At 60.4% G+C, this 14,807-nt stretch carries 14 protein-coding genes; 7 read left to right on the forward strand and 7 right to left on the reverse strand.

Annotated features, from left to right (window positions below; genetic code table 11):
* The first annotated feature begins 19 nt into the window (after window positions 1–19).
* Window positions 20–2,203, forward strand: coding sequence for a patatin-like phospholipase family protein (locus tag BLU25_RS06690; RefSeq protein WP_083369569.1), 2,184 nt, complete (start codon window positions 20–22; stop codon window positions 2,201–2,203).
* Window positions 2,204–2,318: 115 nt separating this feature from the next.
* On the opposite strand, the gene BLU25_RS06695 is transcribed toward BLU25_RS06690, so the two are convergent.
* Window positions 2,319–2,753 (reverse strand): MarR family transcriptional regulator, encoded by a 435-nt coding sequence (locus BLU25_RS06695; RefSeq protein ID WP_016781618.1) that lies wholly within the window; start codon window positions 2,751–2,753, stop codon window positions 2,319–2,321.
* Window positions 2,754–2,860: 107 nt separating this feature from the next.
* Window positions 2,861–4,990: a DNA helicase RecQ gene (gene recQ, locus BLU25_RS06700; protein ID WP_016781619.1), complete on the reverse strand. Its 2,130-nt coding sequence runs from the start codon at window positions 4,988–4,990 to the stop codon at window positions 2,861–2,863.
* A 270-nt stretch (window positions 4,991–5,260) separates the two neighbouring features.
* Between recQ and BLU25_RS06705 the strand changes: the two genes are divergently transcribed.
* A complete protein-coding gene (locus BLU25_RS06705; protein WP_016781620.1) occupies window positions 5,261–5,848 on the forward strand; it encodes a UPF0149 family protein in 588 nt (195 codons plus the stop codon).
* A gap of 7 nt (window positions 5,849–5,855) precedes the next feature.
* Window positions 5,856–6,254, forward strand: a complete 399-nt coding sequence (locus BLU25_RS06710) for a YbaN family protein (RefSeq protein ID WP_169883100.1) — start codon at window positions 5,856–5,858, stop codon at window positions 6,252–6,254.
* 192 nt (window positions 6,255–6,446) lie between these two features.
* On the opposite strand, the gene BLU25_RS06715 is transcribed toward BLU25_RS06710, so the two are convergent.
* Together BLU25_RS06715 and BLU25_RS06720 are read right to left on the reverse strand one after the other, a co-directional pair.
* Window positions 6,447–7,058 (reverse strand): tRNA-uridine aminocarboxypropyltransferase, encoded by a 612-nt coding sequence (locus BLU25_RS06715; protein ID WP_029611502.1) that lies wholly within the window; start codon window positions 7,056–7,058, stop codon window positions 6,447–6,449.
* Between the two features lie 17 nt (window positions 7,059–7,075).
* Complete coding sequence (locus BLU25_RS06720) at window positions 7,076–7,969, reverse strand: LysR family transcriptional regulator (RefSeq protein WP_016781623.1); 894 nt, start codon at window positions 7,967–7,969, stop codon at window positions 7,076–7,078.
* Window positions 7,970–8,213: 244 nt separating this feature from the next.
* Here BLU25_RS06720 and speB point away from each other — a divergent pair, with 244 nt between their 5' ends.
* The 3 genes from speB to BLU25_RS06735 all read left to right on the forward strand — a co-directional run bounded on the left by speB (window position 8,214) and on the right by BLU25_RS06735 (window position 11,329).
* Complete coding sequence (speB, locus tag BLU25_RS06725) at window positions 8,214–9,164, forward strand: agmatinase (RefSeq protein WP_029611503.1); 951 nt, start codon at window positions 8,214–8,216, stop codon at window positions 9,162–9,164.
* A gap of 95 nt (window positions 9,165–9,259) precedes the next feature.
* Entirely contained in the window at window positions 9,260–10,639 is a 1,380-nt protein-coding gene (locus BLU25_RS06730) for a sodium:solute symporter family protein (RefSeq protein WP_029611504.1), read from the forward strand.
* Window positions 10,640–10,846: 207 nt separating this feature from the next.
* Window positions 10,847–11,329 (forward strand): hypothetical protein, encoded by a 483-nt coding sequence (locus BLU25_RS06735; protein ID WP_016781626.1) that lies wholly within the window; start codon window positions 10,847–10,849, stop codon window positions 11,327–11,329.
* A gap of 117 nt (window positions 11,330–11,446) precedes the next feature.
* Here BLU25_RS06735 and BLU25_RS23875 read toward each other — a convergent pair whose 3' ends face one another.
* Together BLU25_RS23875 and ptrR are read right to left on the reverse strand one after the other, a co-directional pair.
* Window positions 11,447–11,572, reverse strand: coding sequence for a PA1414 family protein (locus BLU25_RS23875; protein ID WP_254924894.1), 126 nt, complete (start codon window positions 11,570–11,572; stop codon window positions 11,447–11,449).
* A gap of 128 nt (window positions 11,573–11,700) precedes the next feature.
* Complete coding sequence (gene ptrR, locus BLU25_RS06740; RefSeq protein ID WP_016781627.1) at window positions 11,701–12,603, reverse strand: putrescine utilization regulator PtrR; 903 nt, start codon at window positions 12,601–12,603, stop codon at window positions 11,701–11,703.
* Between the two features lie 103 nt (window positions 12,604–12,706).
* Between ptrR and BLU25_RS06745 the strand changes: the two genes are divergently transcribed.
* The gene (locus BLU25_RS06745) at window positions 12,707–13,888 is read left to right on the forward strand and encodes an MFS transporter (protein ID WP_083369571.1); all 1,182 of its coding nucleotides are present in this window, start codon (window positions 12,707–12,709) and stop codon (window positions 13,886–13,888) included.
* Here the strand turns inward: BLU25_RS06745 and BLU25_RS06750 are convergent.
* Window positions 13,836–14,765: a DMT family transporter gene (locus BLU25_RS06750; protein ID WP_029611505.1), complete on the reverse strand. Its 930-nt coding sequence runs from the start codon at window positions 14,763–14,765 to the stop codon at window positions 13,836–13,838. The genes BLU25_RS06745 and BLU25_RS06750 overlap by 53 nt on opposite strands.
* Between the last annotated feature and the right edge of the window lie 42 nt (window positions 14,766–14,807).

The following is a 14,807-nucleotide window of genomic DNA, read 5'->3' on the forward strand; positions in this document are numbered from 1 at the left end:
GCTTGCCCAGAGATTCATGATGCGCCGCCTGCTCAGTTGTTTGCTCCTGTGTCTTTGCCCTTTGATGCTGTTTGCCGCCGAAGCGCCCCGGCCCAAGGTCGGCCTGGTGCTGTCCGGCGGCGCGGCGCGTGGCCTGGCCCACGTCGGCGTGCTCAAGGCCCTGGAGGAGCAAGGCATTCATATCGATGCCATCGCCGGCACCAGCATGGGTGCGGTGATCGGCGGCCTGTATGCCTCCGGCTACAAGATCGACGAGCTGGAAAAGCTCGCCCTGGGAATCGACTGGAAAGAAGCCCTGTCCGATGCCCCGGAGCGCGAAGACGTACCCTTTCGGCGCAAGCAGGATGACCGCGACTTTTTGGTCAAGCAAAAGCTCAGTTTCCGCGACGATGGCAGCCTGGGCCTGCCATTGGGCGTAATTCAAGGCCAGAATCTGGCCTTGCTGCTCGAAAGCCTGCTGGCCCACAGCAGCGACATCCGCGATTTCGACAAACTGCCGATCCCGTTCCGCGCCGTGGCCACCGATATCGTCAACGGCGAAAAAGTGGTGTTTCGCAAGGGCCATCTGCCCCAGGTGATCCGTGCCAGCATGTCGATCCCGGCGGTATTCGCCCCGGTGGAAATCAACGGCCAGCTGTTGGTGGATGGCGGCATGGTCGACAATATCCCGGTGGATGTGGCCCGGGAAATGGGCGTCGACATGGTCATTGTCGTGGATATCGGCACGCCGCTGCGCGGACGCAAACAGCTCAACACCGTGTTCGATATCCTCAACCAGTCCATCACCCTGATGACCCGCAGCAACTCCGAAGTGCAACTGGCGTCGTTGAAGCCTGACGATATTTTGATCCAGCCTGCGCTAGCCAGTTATGGCACCACCGATTTTGGCCGCGCGCTCGACATCATCAATGCCGGCTACCGGGCCACCCAGGTCATGGAAAAACGCCTGGCCGGTTTGCGCCAGTCTACGGATGTGCAGCTGGCCGAAGCCCGCACCGCCGAAGAGCGCACCCCGGTGATTACCGCGATCAAGATCGAAAACGACTCGAAAATCGGCGATTCAGTGATCCGCTACTATATTCGCCAACCTGTCGGCGAGCCCCTGGACCTGGGCCGCCTGCAACGGGACATGGGCACCCTGTACGGGCTGGACTACTTCGACCAGGTGCAATACCGCGTGGTACACAAAGGCCAGGAGCGCACGCTGGTGATCAGCGCCCGGGGCAAGCGCAGCGGCACCGACTACCTGCGCCTGGGGCTCAACCTGTCGGACGACATGCGCGGCGACAGCGCATTCAACATCGGCGCCAGTTATCGCATCAACGGCATCAACCAACTGGGCGCCGAGTGGCTGACGCGGGTGCAGCTGGGCGACAAGCAAGAGCTGTACAGCGAGTTTTACCAACCACTGGATGCCGGCTCGCGCTACTTCGTCGCGCCTTATATCAATGCCCGTTCACAAAACGTGGAAGCCATACTCGATAACGATCCGATTGCGGAGTACCGCCTGGAACGTTACGGTTTTGGCCTCAATTTTGGTCGAAAAATCGGTAACAGTGGTGAGATTCGCGTAGGCGTTGGTGAGGCCTGGGGTGAGGCCAATGTAAGAATTGGCGATCAGGACCTGCCAAGCACCAGCTTCAACGAAGGCTTCTACGACATCAAATACTCGTTCGACTCGCTGGATAATGTGTACTTCCCCCACTCGGGCGAGGACATTGCCCTGAGCGTGCGTCAGTTCGAACCGGGGCTGGGCTCGGACGAGCGCTATCGTCAATGGGAATTCAAACTGGACAAGGCCCTGAGTTCGGGCCCCGACACCTGGATTCTGGGCGGGCGCTACGGGCGCACGCTGGACACGGCCAATGTGGTGACATCGAGCTTCCTGCTGGGCGGCGCACGGCAGTTGTCGGGGTTCCGGGAAGACGCGATTTCGGGGCAGAACATCAGCCTGATGCGCGCCGTTTATTACCGGCGCCTGACCCCGCGCTCGTACCTGCCGTTTGACTTCCCGCTGTATGCCGGCGCCTCGCTGGAACGCGGGCGGGCGTGGAACAACGACAACGAGTTCGACAGCGGCTATATCAATGCGGCGAGCATTTTTATCGGCTTCGACACCCCGCTGGGCCCGCTGAACTTCAGCTATGGCTTTAACGATGATGACCAGAAGGCGCTGTACCTGAACCTGGGGCAGACGTTCTAACGGCTGCAAACCAAATGACTGTGGGAGCGGGCTTGCTCGCGATGGCATCACTGCGGTCTTGGCAAAGACCGCGCGGTCAGCATCGCGAGCAAGCCCGCTCCCACAAAGGTCAGACTCAGTTCTTTTCGAGGTTATCCAGAATGCGCTTGTGCACCCGCAGGCAGATGCGCGCTTCTTCTTCGTCGATGCCCACGAACAACTCCTGGCGCAACGCGGTGGCAATGGCTTCGATCTGTTCAATCAGGGGGCGGGCAGAATCACTCAGCACGATCTTTTTGGCGCGCCGGTCTTCGACCACCGAATGACGCTGCACCAGGCCCTGAGCCTCAAGGCTGTCGAGCAGGCGGGCCAGGGTCGGACCTTCAACGCCAACGCTTTGCGCCAGTTCGCGCTGTGTGGGCGCTTCGTCAAAACGGGCCAGATGCAACAGCACCAGCCAGCGCGCCTGGGACAACCCCAGACCCGCAAGACGACGATCCAGCTCGGCACGCCAGCCACGCGACATTTGCGCCAGTTGCATACCAAAACGGTGTTGATCGGTTAACGGCATAAAAAACTCAATGTTTAGACTGAAAATAGAGGGCAACCAATTATTAGTCAGCTAAGCATGCCGCTTGCTCATAGGCAAGGCCTATAAGTCAATCATTCGTTACCTAATTAGATTTCAAACTCCGATTGCAGCGCCGCACGCACGCAATACAGCACACCTTCAGGTACGCGGCCCTTGAACTGCTCAGCGATGCTGGCCACGCTCGGCAGCTCGCCTTCACCATCGAGGAAGGCGTCCTGTACTTCCTCCATCAGCTCTTCAGGCAAGTCCAGCGCTTGTTCCAGGGACAGCTCCTGACGACCGATGGCTTCGGCCAGCATGGTGTAGACGTTCTTTTCCGAGCACTGCAATTGCCCGCTGATCTGCAGCGGGGTCATGCCGGCACGGGCCAGGCTGATCAGCTCGTGACGGATATCGGCCACCACTTTCGGGGTTTCGGCCTGCCCGCCCAGCACTTCGAGGAACGCCTCGCCGTAACGCTCCAGCTTGCGAGCACCGACACCGCTGACCCGGGCCATCTCGGCCATCGAGGTCGGTTGGCTGCGCAGCATTTCGAGCAGCGTGGAGTCGGGGAAGATGACATAAGGCGGCACGCCATGCTCTTCGGCCAGTTTGCGCCGCAGGGCCCGCAGGGCTTCCCACTGTTCGCGCTCTTCGCCGCGCACCAATTGGCTGGCCGGGCTGGCGGAACTGCTCTTGACCGAGGTTTGCGGCTTGAGCTCGCGGCGCAGTTCCAGGGTCACTTCGCCGCGCAGCAACGGCCGGCAGCTGTCGCTCAGGCGCAGGCCGCCGTAGCCTTCGATATCGATATCAGCCAGACCACGGGCCACCAATTGGCGGAACAGGGTGCGCCACTCGCCTTCGGCGCGGGCTTTGCCTACACCAAAAACGGACAGATGCTGATGGCCAAAGCTGCGCACCTTTTCGTTTTCGCGGCCCAACAACACGTCGATCAGGTGCCCGGTGCCGTAACGCTGGCCGGTACGATAAATCGCCGACAGCGCCTGGCGTGCAGGCTCCGTGGCGTCCCAGGTTTGCACGCCGTCCACGCAGTTGTCGCAATGCCCACAAGGTTGCGGCATCTCTTCATCGAAGTAGGCGAGCAAGGTCTGACGGCGGCAGCGGGTCTCTTCACATAACGACAACATCGCGTCGAGCTTGTGGTGCTCCAGACGTTTGTGGCGTTCGTCGCCTTCAGAGTTCTGCAGCATTTGCTTGAGCATCACCACGTCTTGCAGGCCGTAGGCCATCCAGGCATCAGCGGGCAGGCCATCACGGCCTGCGCGGCCGGTTTCCTGGTAGTACGCCTCAAGGGACTTGGGCAAGTCCAGATGCGCAACGAAGCGCACGTTGGACTTGTCGATGCCCATGCCGAACGCGATGGTGGCCACCATGATCAGGCCTTCCTCGTTGAGGAAGCGCTTCTGGTTGGCGGCCCGGGTGTCGCTGGGCAGGCCGGCGTGATACGGCAAGGCCGGGAAGCCCTGGTCACACAGGAACTGTGCTACTTCATCAACCTTTTTACGCGACAGGCAATATACGATGCCTGCGTCGCTGCGTCGCTCGCTGAGGAACGCCAGCAACTGCTTGCGCGGCTGCTCCTTGGGCACGATGCGGTAAAAAATGTTGGGCCGGTCGAAGCTCGACAAAAAACGCTCGGCATTCTGCAAATGCAGGCGAGTGACGATTTCTTCGCGGGTGCGCTTGTCCGCCGTGGCCGTCAGGGCAATCCGCGGCACATTGGGAAACACTTCGGCCAGCTGGCCCAACTGCAGGTATTCCGGGCGGAAGTCATGGCCCCATTGCGATACGCAGTGAGCTTCGTCGATGGCAAACAGGGCGATGTCCAGGCTCTGCAAAAAAGCCATCATGCGCGGTTGTACCAGACGCTCCGGCGCCAGATAGAGCATCTTGACTTCACCGCGCTTGATGCGATTGGCCAGATCGCGCTGCTGCTCGGCACTGAGGGTCGAGTTCAACGCCGCGGCAGCAACCCCGAGCTCCTCAAGGGTCGCAACCTGATCGTCCATCAAGGCAATCAGCGGTGACACCACCACGGCCAGGCCATCGCGCAGCAATGCCGGCACCTGGAAGCACAGGGACTTGCCGCCGCCGGTGGGCATCAGCACCAGGGCGTCGCCACCACTGGCCACGCGCTCAATAATGTCACCCTGTCGGCCACGGAAACTGTCGTAGCCGAAGATGTCCTTGAGTACGCGTTGAGCCTGTTCGAGCATAGAAACTCCAGAAATCGCCGAAACACCCCTGCGCCAGCACGATCCGCCGCGGCCACAAGCCCTTTGAAAAGCTCGGGCACAGGCCAACGGTGCGCTACATTTACCGCAGGGCATCACAAAACGCGGCAGTATACCCGAGGGTTCCACTGCTGCGGGCTGTGTAATTGCAACACCGATAACCGGGAACTGCTGGCAAATGTGCCCTGCGACTGGCTTGGAAGCTCAAGAAAGCCTAGAATTCACTATCGTTTATTTACTAGGTAACACTTAATGTCCTTCGCTGAGCAACTAACCCGCCTGCAAGCCTTCCTCGACGCCGACGAGCTGCATGACGAGGCGCTGGACTACGTGGCCACCCACGGCTATCTGACTGCCCTGTCCATCTGCTCAGAGGAAGTCCCTGAGCGCGAATGGATCGACGCGATCTTCTCCGAAGCCCCGCATTACAAGGACGACGCCCAGCGCGCCGAAATCGAAGGCACGCTGATCCAGCTCAAGGCCCATATCGCCCGCCAGCTGGCATCGGACGAAGAGTTCGAACTGCCCTGTGATCTGGATCTGGGCGACGAGCCGGACGATTCCGACCTGCGCGGCTGGTGTGTCGGCTTTATGGAAGGCGTATTCATGCGCGAAGCCGCCTGGTTCGAAACTGCTGAAGAAGAAGTCAGCGAAATGCTGCTGCCAATCATGGTGGGTTCGGGCCTGTTCGACGACCAACCTGAATTCGAAGATATCGCCAAGGATCACAACCTGATGGACGACATGATCGTTCAGATCCCGGAAGCGCTGACCGCCCTGTACCTGCTGTGCCAGGCACCGGACGAGAAGCCGGCGATCCTCAAGCCGCGCCACCACTGATCCTTTAGTGGTTCCCCCCTCTCTCGGCAACCGCCCGCGGTTGCTGCGCTACGTTCTGTTTGCCATCGGCTGGCTGAGCGTAGCGTTGGGGGTGATCGGGATTTTCCTGCCTGTCCTGCCTACAACCCCCTTTCTGCTATTGGCTGCCGCCTGCTTTGCGCGCAGTTCGCCGCGTTTTTATCACTGGCTGGTCGAGCACCCGCGGCTCGGGCCGTGGATTCGAGATTATCTCAACGGTAATGGCATCCCGCTCAAGGGCAAGGTCTACGCCATTGGCCTGATGTGGCTGAGCATTGGCGTGTCCTGCTACCTGGTACCCCTGCCGTGGGCCAGGGGCTTTATGCTGACCAGTGCCGTGCTGGTGAGCATTTACATCCTGCGGCAAAAAACCCTCGAAAAACCCTGAAACGCAACAGTCCGTAGCAGCTGCCGAAGGAACGAGGCTGCGTTCGGCGACGTAGTCGTCGTAAACCCTGAGAGCAGTTTTTAGTTGTCACACCTCAGTGTCTGATTTTGCGACGGCTTCGCCGCCGAACGCAGCCTCGTTCCTTCGGCAGCTGCTACGCGGACTTGTGCCACCTGGCCAGCATCCGCGCATTTATAAACCCTCGTTTTTACCGTGATTACGCTGATAGGTATCGGCGCCCATCGCCTCGATCTGCCCTTCGATCAACGCCTCAAACGGGCGCAGCAGCGGCGTAAACGAAGTGGCCGGCTCCAGAATTTCCAGCGCCTGCACAATGGCTTCCAAAGTAGACAGGGCCCCCGGCCCCGGCGCCTTGCGCAACCGGTAACGTGACACCGCCCCCTCCGGCAACGTCACCCGCGGCAATTGCGCCAGCAACGGATTAAGGTGTAGCAACTTGCGCGCCTTGCGCCAGGTACCGTCCGGTACCACCAACAGCATCGGCAGCTGTTGACCGTCAACAGTGTCAGCCTCGATCAATTGCGCATCCTCACCGGGAAAGAGCAACCGCGCCCGATACCCCGGCGGGTTGAGCAAGGTCGCCAAATCTTCGAACACCTCGCCCACCAGCAATTGCGCATTGGTCAGCCCCAGGGCTGCCAGCCGTGCAGTATTGAGCGCATGGTTGACCTCGCTGGGGTGCTGAAGCAGCAATACCCGGGTGCGGCTATCAACTTGCGGGATCAGCTCGCACAAGCAGTGGGATTGCGGGCGCATGCAACGTGGGCATTGGGCTCTGGACATAGGGTAAACAGGCTCGTTCAAGGTTTATGAAGCTGTGTTTTGAGCAGATCGCGAAAAGTCTGGATCAAGGGTTCGCGGCTGCGGCCACGGCGCACGATCATCGAGAACGGCGCTTGGTAGCCAAATGTTGCGGGCAGCAGCACGCGCAGGTCGCCCTTCTCCACCCAGGGCTCGGCGTAATGCTCGGGCAAATAGCCGATATAGGCGCCGGACAGCACCAGGATCAGCTGCGCCTCCATGCTGTCCACCGTCGCCGCGCTGTGCTTGAAGCCGTGGCGCGCCAGTTCGGCCTGGCTCCAGTAGCCGCGCCCGACCATCCGCTGCTGGGTAATCACCGGCCCGGGGATCCGCCGTTCGCTGAATAGAGGGTGGCGCGTGCTGCAGTACAGCCAGTGCTGCTCACGGTACAGCGGCTGATAGACCAGCCCGCTCATGCGCGTGGAAAACGCCCCGATGGCCAGGTCCAGGCGGTTGTCCTGCACCCCGAGCTGCAATTCGTAGGGGCTCATCACCGATAAATGCAGGTGCACCGCCGGGTGTTCCTGGCTGTAGGCGCCAATGGCCTCGGCGAAGGGCAAGGCCTTGTCATTGACCGTGGAGTCGATCACGCCCAGGTTCAGGGTGCCGCGCAGTTCGCCCTTGAGCGCTGCCGCGTATTGCTCGAAACCTTCCAGCTCGCCCAGCAGGCGCAGGGTTTCCTGATGGAACAGCTCACCCTTGCTGGTCAGGCTGAAACCGCCGCGACCGCGATGGCACAGCACCAGCCCCAGATTGGCTTCGAGCTGGCTCATGTAGGTGCTGATGGCCGAGGTCGAGAGGTTGAGCGCCTGCTGGGCATTGGCGAACCCCTGGTGCCTGACCACACTGGCAAAGATTCGCAATAGTTTCAGATCGGGTAAAGCGTTGGCCATCAATAACTCACTTTCCACCGTGGGAGCGGGCTTGCTCGCGCTACAGGCGCCCGGGTTTCGGCCTGCTGCGCGGTGATGCATTCGCGAGCAAGCCCGCTCCTACAGGCAATGATGAAGGATCAAAGTCTACCGCCATTAGTTTAGAAAAACCTGAACTAAGTATTTGCCCGCAGCGATTCTTCCCGCCTCGCACCTTTCGCAGAATCGAGCGCCATAACTCCTACAAAACGACGAGGCCTTACCCGTGGACAAAATTCTTCATCAACCACTGGGCGGTAATGAAATGCCGCGCTTCGCCGGCATCGCCACCATGATGCGCCTGCCGCACCTGCAATCGGCCGCTGGCCTGGACGCCGCATTTGTCGGCGTGCCCCTGGACATCGGCACTTCGCTGCGCGCCGGCACCCGCTTCGGCCCCCGCGAGATCCGCGCCGAATCGGTGATGATCCGCCCCTACAACATGGCCACCGGCGCCGCGCCCTTTGATTCATTGTCAGTGGCCGATATCGGCGATGTGGCGATCAACACCTTCAACCTGCTCGACGCGGTACGCATCATCGAGGAGGCCTACGACGAAATCCTCGAACACAACGTCATCCCCATGACCCTGGGCGGCGACCACACCATCACCCTGCCGATCCTGCGCGCCATCCACAAAAAGCACGGCAAGGTCGGCCTGGTGCATATCGATGCCCACGCTGATGTAAACGACCACATGTTTGGCGAAAAAATCGCCCACGGCACCACCTTCCGCCGTGCCGTCGAAGAAGGCCTGCTGGACTGCGACCGCGTGGTGCAAATCGGCCTGCGCGCCCAGGGCTATACCGCCGAAGACTTCAACTGGAGCCGCAAACAGGGGTTCCGCGTGGTGCAGGCTGAAGAATGCTGGCACAAATCCCTGGCCCCACTGATGGCCGAAGTGCGCGAAAAAGTCGGCAACGGCCCGGTGTACCTGAGCTTTGATATCGACGGTATCGACCCGGCCTGGGCACCCGGCACCGGCACCCCGGAAATCGGCGGCCTGACCACCATCCAGGCGATGGAAGTGATCCGCGGTTGCCAGGGCCTCGACCTGGTCGGCTGCGATCTGGTAGAAGTCTCGCCGCCCTACGACACCACCGGCAACACCTCGTTGCTGGGCGCCAATTTGCTGTACGAAATGCTTTGCGTGCTGCCCGGCGTTGTACATCGATAAGGACGTCTCTCAGGCGCCGTTGAACATTGCGTTTGGCGGCACCAAACCACCGTGCCAGCTGTATCCATAAAAAAAATAATCGGAGATTCGCCATCATGGCTCTAGATCTACTGGTCGTCCTTATCTACGCAGCGGCAATGCTGGTGCTCGGCTACTACGGCATGCGCAAGGCCAAAACCCACGAAGACTATCTGGTTGCCGGGCGCAACCTGGGCCCCACGCTGTATATGGGCACGATGGCCGCAACGGTACTGGGCGGCGCGTCTACCGTTGGCACCGTGCGCCTGGGCTATGTACACGGGATTTCCGGCTTCTGGCTGTGCGCCGCCCTGGGTTGCGGGATCATTGCGCTTAACCTGTTCCTGGCCAAGCCGCTGCTCAAGCTGAAAATCTTCACCGTCACCCAGGTGCTGGAAAAACGCTACAACCCCATGGCCCGCCAGGCCAGCGCGGTGATCATGCTGGCCTACGCACTGATGATCGGCGTGACCTCGATCCTGGCCATCGGCACCGTACTGGAAGTGCTGTTCGGCCTGCCCTTCTGGATCTCGGTATTGCTCGGCGGTGGCGTGGTGGTGGTGTATTCCACCGTGGGCGGCATGTGGTCGCTGACGCTGACCGACATCGTGCAGTTCGTGATCAAGACCGTTGGCCTGATGTTCGTCTTGCTGCCCATCTGCCTGTACCGCGTTGGCGGCCGGGACGAACTGGTGAGCAAGTTGCCTGCGTCGAACTTCAGCTTCACCAGCATCGGCTGGGACACGATCATTACTTACTTCATGATCTACTTCTTTGGCATCCTCATCGGCCAGGACATCTGGCAACGGGTGTTCACCGCAAAAACCGCGAAAGTGGCCAAATATGCCGGCACATTCGCCGGGTTTTACTGCATTCTCTACGGCCTGACCTGCGCCCTGATCGGCATGGCCGACCATGTGCTGATCCCGGACCTGGACAACGTCAACAATGCCTTCGCCGCCATCGTCAAGGTGTCGCTGCCTGACGGTATTCGCGGGCTGGTGATTGCCGCAGCGCTGGCGGCCATGATGTCCACCGCCAGTGCCGGCTTGCTCGCGGCTTCCACGGTACTGACCGAAGACCTGTTGCCAAGGCTGCGCGGCGGCAAGCAGTCGAGCCTGCGGATCAACCGCCTGTTCACCCTGCTCACGGGCATTGCCGTGCTGGGCATCGCCCTGGTGGTTTCGGATGTGATCAGCGCCCTGACCCTCGCTTACAACCTGCTGGTGGGCGGCATGCTGGTGCCATTGATCGGGGCGATTTTCTGGAAGCGCGCCACCACGGCGGGCGCCATTACCAGCATGAGCCTGGGGTTTGTCACTGCACTGGCGTTCATGATCAAGGATGGCCTGGATGCCAACACGCCGATCTACTACAGCCTGGCTGTGGCGCTGGTCAGTTTTGTGCTGGTCAGCCTGCTGGATCGACGCCCTGCGGTTGTAGCCAGCGTGGCCTGATCAGGGTTTTCTTCAGCGGGTACAACGTTGCAGGTTGTACCCGCTCCCCCTACCCCTTTCATACAACCCGCAACGCCAATACCCCGCCCACTCAGCGACGTGTCGCTCCCAGGCCATTAATCAGCCCAACTAAGCTTGAAAAGCGGCCACAGAGGATGTTGCCGCATCACTTCATGCAACCCTGACTGATTAAATGGACTTGATACCATGACCCACTTCCACACGTATCTGGCCACTGCCGCAGTGGCCATTACCCTGGCCGTCGCCGGCACCACCGCTAAAGCCGATGTCACCACACTGACCTTCGAAATCGTCAACAACACCTCGGGACCGCTCACGCTCAAGCGTTCCGGCTGGGACCTGTCCTTGGCCGCTCCCGGCTTCTTTGATGTCGCCCCCTATGGCGAGCATTCCTATGAGGCAAACTACAAAACCAACTTTGCTTACCCGCGCAAAACCCCGGCAACCCTGCGCGAAGTCATTGCTTATAGCAATGGCAATCGGGAATGCACCTTTTCCACGGCGTTGAAGGTTACCCAGTCATTTGGCACATTCACACCAACACTCCACTCAACCCGGGCAGCCAGTGCCAACTCTACCGGTGTCGAGGATGTGAAGTGCGAAGCCCAGGTCACGGAAAAAACAGACGAAGCACCGCTAAATTACAGCGTGCGCTTCAGCATGGGCTGACAAGCCCAATAAGGAGAGGGGGCAGTGGCCACTGCCCTTTTTTGCGTTGCAAGCCGCAGGCCCTTGCACCAGGCAAGGGACGCTGGAGGTCAGGCTACCTGCCGCAAACAAGTGCCCTTAGCGGCGACGTTGCGGGCGGCGGCGCGGATCCTCGACAGGGATTGGCACAGGTTGCATTGGCGGCTCGATCAAACCTAGCGCTACGCCAAGGTCATGGAGCCAAGTTTGCAGTTTGTCTTTCATATATCCCCCTTGGGGTCACTCTGGCGACGGGAATTCAGTGGTCGCTTCGTACAGATAATAGTCCTAACTCCTACAAGATGCTTGCTTAAGGTCAATGAACTTTAGGCTAAGCCCTGCACCTGTATGATTCAGGCCGGCAATGGAAGTTGCAGCGATAATTCAGAAGTTTGCGGCGAATGGGCCTGTTGCAGCTCTATCCAGGCATTCAGGTTGGCCCCTGTCATGCCTTTTCGCCACATCAACCATGTTGTGGCACTGGCAAAAGGTTGTTTCAAGGGGTGTATGCATACATTTTCACGCCCCGGCAAGCTGGCCAGCATCGAGGCCGGCATCAATGCCACCCCCGACCCTGCTGCCACGCACGCCAACATACCTTGATAGGATTCGATCTCCATCACCCGCCCCATTGCAGCCCGATCACTGGCGTACCAGGCTTCAAGCCGGGCTCGGTAAGAACAGCCCTGGCGGAAGGTAAACACTTCACGCCCCTGCACCTCCTGGGCGCGGCTAATTGGCGGATGATCCAGATCACTGATCAGCACCAGACGCTCTTCGCAGAACTCTACGCCATCCAGCCCGGCCAGCTCCAGCGGACCATCCACCAGAGCTGCGTCCAGCCGCCCGGTCAGCAACCCCTCAAGCAACTCACCGCTGGGTGCCGATTGCACATGCAGATTCACTGCCGGATAAGTACGGTGATAGCGGGCCAACAAGCTCGGCAAATGAATCGCCGCGGTACTGTACATCGTGCCCAGGGTGAATTTGCCCGCAGGCACGCCACCTTGCACCGCACCCAGCGCTTCATCATGCAGGGCGAATAGACGCGCGGTGTAGTCCAGCAGCACCTGCCCCGCCGGAGATAGCTGCAGGCGCTGACGCTCGCGCATAAACAGCTCAACCCCCATCTGCTCTTCCAGCTGTTTGAGGCGGGTCGACAAGTTGGAGGGCACGCGGTGCAAGCGTTCAGCCGCTCGGGTAATCGAACCCTCTTCGGCTACGGCCTGAAAAATACGCAATTGACTGAACTCCACACCATTCTCCAATTCAGAACAAGTAGCTCACTATTATTCATTTTTAAGGAAAGTCAATTCACTCTAGCCTGACGGTCATTGTTCTCCCTCAGGAATCCGCAACATGTCGCCCCTGATCCGCATACTCGCCAGCTTTGTCGCGCTCATGATGGCAATGGGCATAGGTCGTTTCTCCCTGACCCCGCAACTGCCGCACTTGATCAGCGAAGGTCAGATCGACCTGACGGGCGCCGGACTGATCGCCGCCGCCAACTATCTGGGCTATCTGCTCGGCGCACTGGACGCCATGCGCGCCAGACGCCCAGACCAGGTGCGCAGCCGCCTGCACACAGGTCTGTGGCTGTGCGTTGTACTGACCTTGATTTCATACTGGGCCTACGGGTTCTGGCCTCATCTGCTCCTGCGTTTTGGTGCCGGTATTGCCAGTGCATGGGTGATGGTGATGATTACCGCACTCAGTCAGCACATAGCCATTACCGCCAATCGTCCACGGCTGGGTGCCCTGGTATTTGCCGGCCCGGGAGCGGGGGTGATGCTGACCGGGCTGCTGGCCCTGGCAGCCAATGCCACCGGGCAGGGTTCCGCCACACTGTGGATGATCTATGCCGTGGCGGCACTGCTGATGCTGCTGGTGATTCTGCCTGCCCTGCCGCAACCTGCCCCACCGGCCACCCGCCCCGCAGAAAACCAGGCGGACGGCCGCCAACCCGGTATTGCCCGCCTGGGAGCGATTTATGGATTGTATGGCCTGGGCTACATCATCCCGGCGACGTTTCTGTCACAGATGGCCAGCGCACGCTTCCACGGCCAGTGGCAAGCGGACCTGTTCTGGCCTGCATTCGGGCTGTGCGCGGCGACGGGTGTGGTGTTGATCAGTTTTCGCCGCCCCCGGCCAGCCACTACGCGCTTCTGGCTGATGGGCGGGCTGTGGATTCAAGCCCTTGGCGTGCTGGCGTGCCTGCTGCCCAGCGGTGCCGGCCTGGCTCTGGGGGTGATCCTGTGCGGCACGCCGTTTCTAGCCTGCATGCCGCTGGTGATGCAGCGCTCACGGGACCTGGCGCCCCACGCCACAGCGCGCAATGCGGCCTTGCTCACCGCCTGTTTTGCCGTGGGCCAGCTATGCGGCCCATTGCTGGCGGCAATGAGCAGCCATTTCAGCGGCGGCTTGCAACCGGCCTTGATCATCGCGGCCAGCGGGCTGCTGCTGGCCGGGTTGCTGGCGTGGCAGTCGGTCAGTTCCCCAGCAGAGCGCGAACTTTGCGACGCACCCACTGCTCGGCGCTGACAAAGGTAATGCCGCACAGCACCAGCACGGCGCCCACCACAAAGTTGACGCTCAGGGGTTCATGCAACACCAGCACACCAAAGGTCACTCCGAACAACGGCGTCATAAATGAAAACACCGCCAGGTTGGAGGCCATATAACGCTTGAGCAACCAGAACCACACCAGATAACTGAAGAACGACACCACCAGCCCCTGAAACAGCACACTGGCCACCGCCACGGTGGTCAGGCTGACGTGGCCAATCTGGCCGCTGAAAGCGGCAATCAACAGCAGGCCACCAAAACCGACAATCAATTGATAGAACAGGGTCAGGGTCACCGGCGCATCCGACAACCGCGAGGCGCGCACCACCACCGTGGTCGCGCCCCAGGCCATGCCCGCCAGAATGGCGTAGGCATCACCCAGCAGCACATTGCGATCCATATCGGCAAACGACATGCCGCCCGCGAACGAGAAAGCGATCCCGACAAACGCAAGCAAGATCCCCAGCCATTGCAAGGGCCGCAGGCGCTCGCTGGGCAACAGCCAGTTAATCCCGAGGGCGGTGAAAATCGGCGCGGTATAGAGAAAGACCGACATATGCGCCGCACTGGTAAGTTGCAGGCCTTCGGAAATAAAGAAGAACTCCAGCCCGAACAGGCTGCCTGCCAGCAAACCGCCGCGCCAGGTGGCGGGTACCTGGCCCCAGCCACCCTTCCAGCAGATCAGCAGTCCCACCAGCAGCGCCGAAATACCGGAACGCAGGGCGGCCTGCATCACTGGCGCGATATCAGGTGCGGCAAGCTTGATGATGACCTGTTGCACCCCCCAGATCAGGCACAACCCCAGCATCACTTGCAGTGCGAAAGCATCCGTTGCTCGCCGCGAAACACTCATAATTCACCCGAAAAAAAGCCACGCCTATAAGAGTCGAAACAA

Source organism: Pseudomonas fragi (genome assembly GCF_900105835.1).
Lineage (GTDB): Bacteria > Pseudomonadota > Gammaproteobacteria > Pseudomonadales > Pseudomonadaceae > Aquipseudomonas > Aquipseudomonas fragi.

Coding starts and splice junctions, on each gene's coding strand:
- BLU25_RS06690 (WP_083369569.1), top strand. CDS start 20: ATGCGCCGCCTGCTCAGTTGTTTGCTCCTGTGTCTTTGCCCTTTGATG.
- BLU25_RS06695 (WP_016781618.1), bottom strand. CDS start 2,753: ATGCCGTTAACCGATCAACACCGTTTTGGTATGCAACTGGCGCAAATG.
- recQ (WP_016781619.1), bottom strand. CDS start 4,990: ATGCTCGAACAGGCTCAACGCGTACTCAAGGACATCTTCGGCTACGAC.
- BLU25_RS06705 (WP_016781620.1), top strand. CDS start 5,261: ATGTCCTTCGCTGAGCAACTAACCCGCCTGCAAGCCTTCCTCGACGCC.
- BLU25_RS06715 (WP_029611502.1), bottom strand. CDS start 7,058: ATGTCCAGAGCCCAATGCCCACGTTGCATGCGCCCGCAATCCCACTGC.
- BLU25_RS06720 (WP_016781623.1), bottom strand. CDS start 7,969: ATGGCCAACGCTTTACCCGATCTGAAACTATTGCGAATCTTTGCCAGT.
- BLU25_RS06730 (WP_029611504.1), top strand. CDS start 9,260: ATGGCTCTAGATCTACTGGTCGTCCTTATCTACGCAGCGGCAATGCTG.
- BLU25_RS06735 (WP_016781626.1), top strand. CDS start 10,847: ATGACCCACTTCCACACGTATCTGGCCACTGCCGCAGTGGCCATTACC.
- BLU25_RS23875 (WP_254924894.1), bottom strand. CDS start 11,572: ATGAAAGACAAACTGCAAACTTGGCTCCATGACCTTGGCGTAGCGCTA.
- BLU25_RS06745 (WP_083369571.1), top strand. CDS start 12,707: ATGTCGCCCCTGATCCGCATACTCGCCAGCTTTGTCGCGCTCATGATG.
- BLU25_RS06750 (WP_029611505.1), bottom strand. CDS start 14,765: ATGAGTGTTTCGCGGCGAGCAACGGATGCTTTCGCACTGCAAGTGATG.